The sequence below is a fragment of the Xenorhabdus griffiniae genome (assembly GCF_001028135.1).
Lineage (GTDB): Bacteria > Pseudomonadota > Gammaproteobacteria > Enterobacterales > Enterobacteriaceae > Xenorhabdus > Xenorhabdus bakwenae.
Genome location: NZ_LDNM01000011.1, coordinates 1 through 4,775, shown reverse-complemented (window position 1 = coordinate 4,775; position 4,775 = coordinate 1). Strand labels below are relative to the sequence as shown.

At 37.6% G+C, this 4,775-nt stretch carries 3 protein-coding genes and 3 pseudogenes; 4 read left to right on the top strand and 2 right to left on the bottom strand.

Annotation, left to right across the window (positions count from 1 at the left end):
- The coding region (locus tag AAY47_RS03700) for an IS982 family transposase (RefSeq protein ID WP_047766999.1) at positions 1-576 on the top strand (576 nt) is incomplete at its 5' end.
- A gap of 258 nt (positions 577-834) precedes the next feature.
- Here AAY47_RS03700 and AAY47_RS03695 read toward each other — a convergent pair.
- Positions 835-1,731: a LysR family transcriptional regulator gene (locus AAY47_RS03695; RefSeq protein WP_047766995.1), complete on the bottom strand. Its 897-nt coding sequence runs from the start codon at positions 1,729-1,731 to the stop codon at positions 835-837.
- Between the two features lie 94 nt (positions 1,732-1,825).
- On the opposite strand from AAY47_RS03695, the gene AAY47_RS03690 reads away from it, so the two are divergent.
- The 3 genes and pseudogenes from AAY47_RS03690 to AAY47_RS03680 form a co-directional block, all read left to right on the top strand.
- Positions 1,826-3,343 (top strand): MFS transporter, encoded by a 1,518-nt coding sequence (locus AAY47_RS03690; RefSeq protein WP_047766993.1) that lies wholly within the window; start codon positions 1,826-1,828, stop codon positions 3,341-3,343.
- A 34-nt stretch (positions 3,344-3,377) separates the two neighbouring features.
- Positions 3,378-4,054 (top strand): annotated as a pseudogene (locus AAY47_RS23265) (DUF6875 domain-containing protein).
- Positions 4,055-4,106: 52 nt separating this feature from the next.
- Positions 4,107-4,655, top strand: a pseudogene (locus AAY47_RS03680) (beta-eliminating lyase-related protein); the annotation flags it as partial.
- On the opposite strand, the pseudogene AAY47_RS22575 reads toward AAY47_RS03680, so the two are convergent.
- Positions 4,654-4,775, bottom strand: a pseudogene (locus AAY47_RS22575) (IS30 family transposase); the annotation flags it as partial. The pseudogenes AAY47_RS03680 and AAY47_RS22575 sit on opposite strands and share 2 nt — an antisense overlap.

Here is a 4,775-nt window from a genome sequence, read left to right as displayed (position 1 = left end):
GTACATATTATCGACGGATTTCCGCTGCCCGTCTGTGGGTTCAAAAGAGCTAAAGGGAGCGCCAACTTTAAAGGGCAAGCCGATTATGGGTATTGTGCCGCCAAGAACGAAACTTACTACGGATTTAAAGGGAATCTGATGATAGATGAAACCGGTGTGTTAACCGGGGTTACGTTGACTCCCGCCAGTGTCAGTGAACGTGAAGCTGCCTGGGATTTAGCCGCCCCGATAAAAGGGTATCTACTCGGTGATAAAGGCTATTTAGGTATTGAATTTAAACAGGAAATGAAGAAGCAGGGCATTGAGATGATTACGCCGATGCGTGCCAATATGGATGATCCTCTTCCCAAGGAAACGAGAAGCATGATCAATGCCAAACGCCGTTTAATTGAAACCGTGATTGGTCAACTTGCCGGACAATTTGCTATCGAGAAATGCTGGGCACGGGATTTGTGGCATTTGAGTAATCGAATTGCCAGAAAACTGCTTTCTCACACGTTGGGTATTTTTGCCAATTTTAAACAAGGTAAAAGTCAGCGCGACTGGCTTCAACAAGCCAACGTTATAGGATGTTAAAGTCGAGCATCGCGTAAATGTAATAAGAAAATATAAAGAAAATGAAAATTAATGAGTTGTTTAGCAGGATCGTGTTTATTTTTCCATATGAAAGGTTAAAACCACCGTCTTTAGACGGTGACCTTGAACTTAAATATTTTGATGTATGCGCGTTTATACAGGACGGTTTGACGACTTTCAGTCGTCAGTCCTGGCTGCGCTAACCCACCGACTTTAGTCGGTGGTAGTTTAGTATTGATAGAGATATGTGCTCCATTATTATATTCCTTCGGTTAGCCAACATTTTTCAATCCAATCACTTAATGCAATTATTCGGTTGAGGACATAACTATTTTGTGATCTTAAAAGATGAACAGGAAGTATGGGTAAAGTCCAATCGGATAATAGTCTGATTAGCTTTCCATCTTGAATAGCCTTATTGAATAACCACATTGGGCCTGCATGAATACCAGCTCCGTCACATACTGCTTGGTAAATTGCTCCCACATTATTAAGGTGAAAGCTACTGGACAGCTCTACTCGTTCTATGTGCCCATTACAGGATAACTGTAAGCGAGCTGGGTAGGCATTTTGATGCAGTGAATAAATAATAGATTTATGTTTTGTCAGATCTTGTGGGTGCAGTGGAGTTCCATATTTGGTCAGATATGCAGGGCTTGCGCACAATACCCCAGAAATATTACCCAATTTTTTAGCGACTAATGTTGAGACTGATAATTCTCCAATTCGGATTGCAAGATCAATTCCTTCTTGCCGGAGATCTAGACAATTATCTGAAAGAACTAAGTCAAATATAATGTCTGGTTTTTTGTGCTGAAATATCGTTAGCCATTGTGTGACATAGTGTTCGCCAAAATTTACTGGAGCAGTAATTTTAATTTTACCCGCTAGTGAATTACCGCTGATATCACTCAAGATACTATCTACTTCATTTAGTAAAGGGCGCATTTTCTCATAAGCCAGCATTCCTGCATCTGTCAGGCTTAATTTCCTAGTTGAACGATTAATTAATTGAACTTTTAACTGATGTTCAAGAGTAGTTAAACGCCGACTCGCAACAGAGGGATCTAATCGCAAATCTTTTGCTGCTTTTATCAAACTTCCTTTTTCAACAATCCGAAAAAAAAGATGCCAGAGAGCCAGATCATGATTCATGTTATTTCCACAATTTTTATTTGAGCAAATAGCAATATTATTATGATCTTATATAAGTAAAATCAAATTATTAAAATTTTGATGAGGATATGGTATGCGGGTAGAAAATAAGAAACCATGGCGTGGCTATTGTGTATTAGCTGCTGTTTGTATCGCTGGGATGATTTTACCTCTTGAATATACAGGGCCAGCTGTAGCTTTACCTGCTATCCAATCTGAATTAGGAGGTAGTGCGATTGCATTATCTTGGGTTATCAATGCGTTTGCGTTAAGTTTTGGTAGTGCTGTCATGGCAGCGGGAGCGTTAGCTGACCAATATGGACGCAAGAAGATGTTCGTGGGTGGTATAACTGGGTTCACACTATTTTCTCTTATTGTTAGTGTTGCGAGCAGTGTTGTTTTTCTTGATTTATTGCGTGGAATACAAGGCTTTTTTGCCGCTTTGACGATGGCTGGAGGGAATGCCGCATTAGCTCAGGAATTTGATGGAAGGGCAAGAACAAAAGCTTTTGGTTTATTAGGAACAGCTTTTGGTGTGGGTTTGGCATTTGGGCCCGTGATATCAGGTACTCTAATAGAAGTATTTGGCTGGAGGTCTGTATTTTTACTGGGAGCTTTGTTTGGTGGTGTGGCACTGGTCATTGGTGTTATTCAGATGCGTGAATCGCGCGATCCCAACGCCGTAAAACTCGATATTAAAGGTGTATTTAGTTTTACAGCATTTTTAGTATTACTAACATTCGGTATTATGCAAATTCCGCAGAGTGGTATTGGAAGTACTTCTGTTATTGCATTGTTCAGTGCTTCCATCATGATGTTGTTTATTTTTATTAAATGTGAATTATCACATACCCGTCCAATGCTAGATCTATCGCTTTTTCGGTTTAAAAAATTTGTCGGAGTACAATTTTTACCACTGGCAACCGCGGTTTGTTTTATTGTGTTACTTATTCTATTCCCAATTCGGTTAATTGGTATTGAAGGTTATAGTGCAATTAAAGCAGGAGAAGTCATGATCGCACTATCGGCTCCCATGCTTGTTGTTCCTTTTCTTGCGGCATTGTTAACTCGCTGGTTTTCAGCGCCAACACTTTCGTGTATTGGTTTATTATGTGCAGCAGTAGGGTTAGCATGGTTAGCAAATATACCTATTGGAGCACAATCAACAGAGTTAATTTTTCCACTGATGTTAATAGGGATTGGAACTGGGTTTCCGTGGGGGTTAATGGATGATCTTTCAATTAGAGCAGTTCCTATAGAGCGAGCAGGAATGGCAACAGGCATTTTTACGACGATGCGAGCTTGTGGTGAGGCAATATGTGTTGCAGGCGCACTAGCAATGTTAAATTTTCTTCTACAGATGAATTTACAGCAAGTTTCTCAACAATCTCACAATGTGATTTCTACAGCAGCAAGTAATTTGACAACAGGTAATTTTGATAATGCTAGAGACTCATTTATTTATCTATCTGAGCAGGAACTACTAGCTATTTATAGCGATTCATTTAGTGTATTGGTATATACATTAATGGGAATAACAATGCTGTCTGTTATTGTTTGCTTTATAACATTGAGAAATGAAAAGGCAGCTATTAACTCTAATCAATTTTGATATGAAAATTTAGTCAGGAGACTTTATTGTGGATATGAATTTGAACTCATTATCTTGTGCGACAAAACTTATTCCTATATCAGAAGTTATATTGTTACCAGATGAGACAGATACAAGAGATATAAAAACTATAGCTCAGTGGTGTATAGATTATTTATGCAATCCACATACTGATTTGGGAAGGTCAGGTGTTGTTTGCCCCTTTTCTCCTACATCTATGAAAAAAGAAACATTTTGGATTACTGAAGTAAAAACAAAAGGAATGACTGAGGATAAAATTAAAAAGCATATCCTTAATCTTTTAAATTTATTTCTTGATAAGGAACCTCGCACTGGTGATTCAACGCAATTTAAAACAATTGTTAGTATATGGAGTGATATTTCCCCTGAAGAAAATATTGCTCGTTTGCATCATGAAATGAAACCACTTTTTTGCGTAATGGATTGATGTTGGGTGAGTTTTTTAATCTTTGTTCTAAAGGTGGGTTGAGGAATCCTAATTTTAAACCATTACGTTCTCCTGTACCGTTATTGGTTGTCAGAGAGATGTTAGAATTTGATATAGCATTCCTTTCTGAATCAAAAGAACATGTTTCAGAATATATTCGTAAATATGGAGAAAAAGGATTTATAGCTATAGAAAAAATGTTGAATAATAAAAAGATAGAGCTTGGCGAAAAACAGATTTCAGTATTGAAGTCATTTTTATAATTTCAATGAAAAATCTATATTAATATCTATTACTTATTATAGGAAAGTATATATGTCTAAATCTATACCAGAACCTTGGCGAATTAAAATGGTTGAACCAATTAAAATGATAACTAGAGCTGAACGTCAAAGTGCCTTGATAACAGCCGGATTAAATCCGTTTCTTTTAAGAGCGGAGGATGTATTTATAGATTTATTGACTGATAGTGGTACAGGAGCTATGAGTGATCGACAATGGGCAGGGATCTTTTTGGGAGATGAGTCTTATGCCGGTAGCAAGAGCTATTATAAGCTATCAAAAACTGTCGAAGAAGTGTTTGGTTATCAATATAGAATTCCTGTGCACCAAGGCAGAGGAGCTGAGCAAATATTATTCCCACACCTTGTAGAATTAGCCAAAAAAAGTGGAGCCTCTGAACCAATTTTTATATCTAATCACCATTTTGATACAACTAAAGCTCATGTAGAAATGGCGGGAGCTAAAGTCAAAAATTTTATTTTCCCTTCTGCTTTACAGACTGACATATATGATAATTGGAAAGGGAATTTTGATCTAAATAGTCTTAGTTACTTGGATTCACATATTAAGTGCAATATCGTTATAAACGAAGTAAATGAGTTTTTGTCCCTTTAAATAGCTCATCCGGCGTATTGTAACCCCGTGTTTTTCGTGGCCGCTTATTTAAGTTGTTTGCCGCGAGATTTATCTCCAACTCTGATA

Bases quoted from the DNA above. Each gene is read 5' to 3' on its own strand.
- AAY47_RS03690 (WP_047766993.1), top strand. From the start codon at position 1,826: ATGCGGGTAGAAAATAAGAAACCATGGCGTGGCTATTGTGTATTAGCT.
- AAY47_RS03695 (WP_047766995.1), bottom strand. From the start codon at position 1,731: ATGAATCATGATCTGGCTCTCTGGCATCTTTTTTTTCGGATTGTTGAA.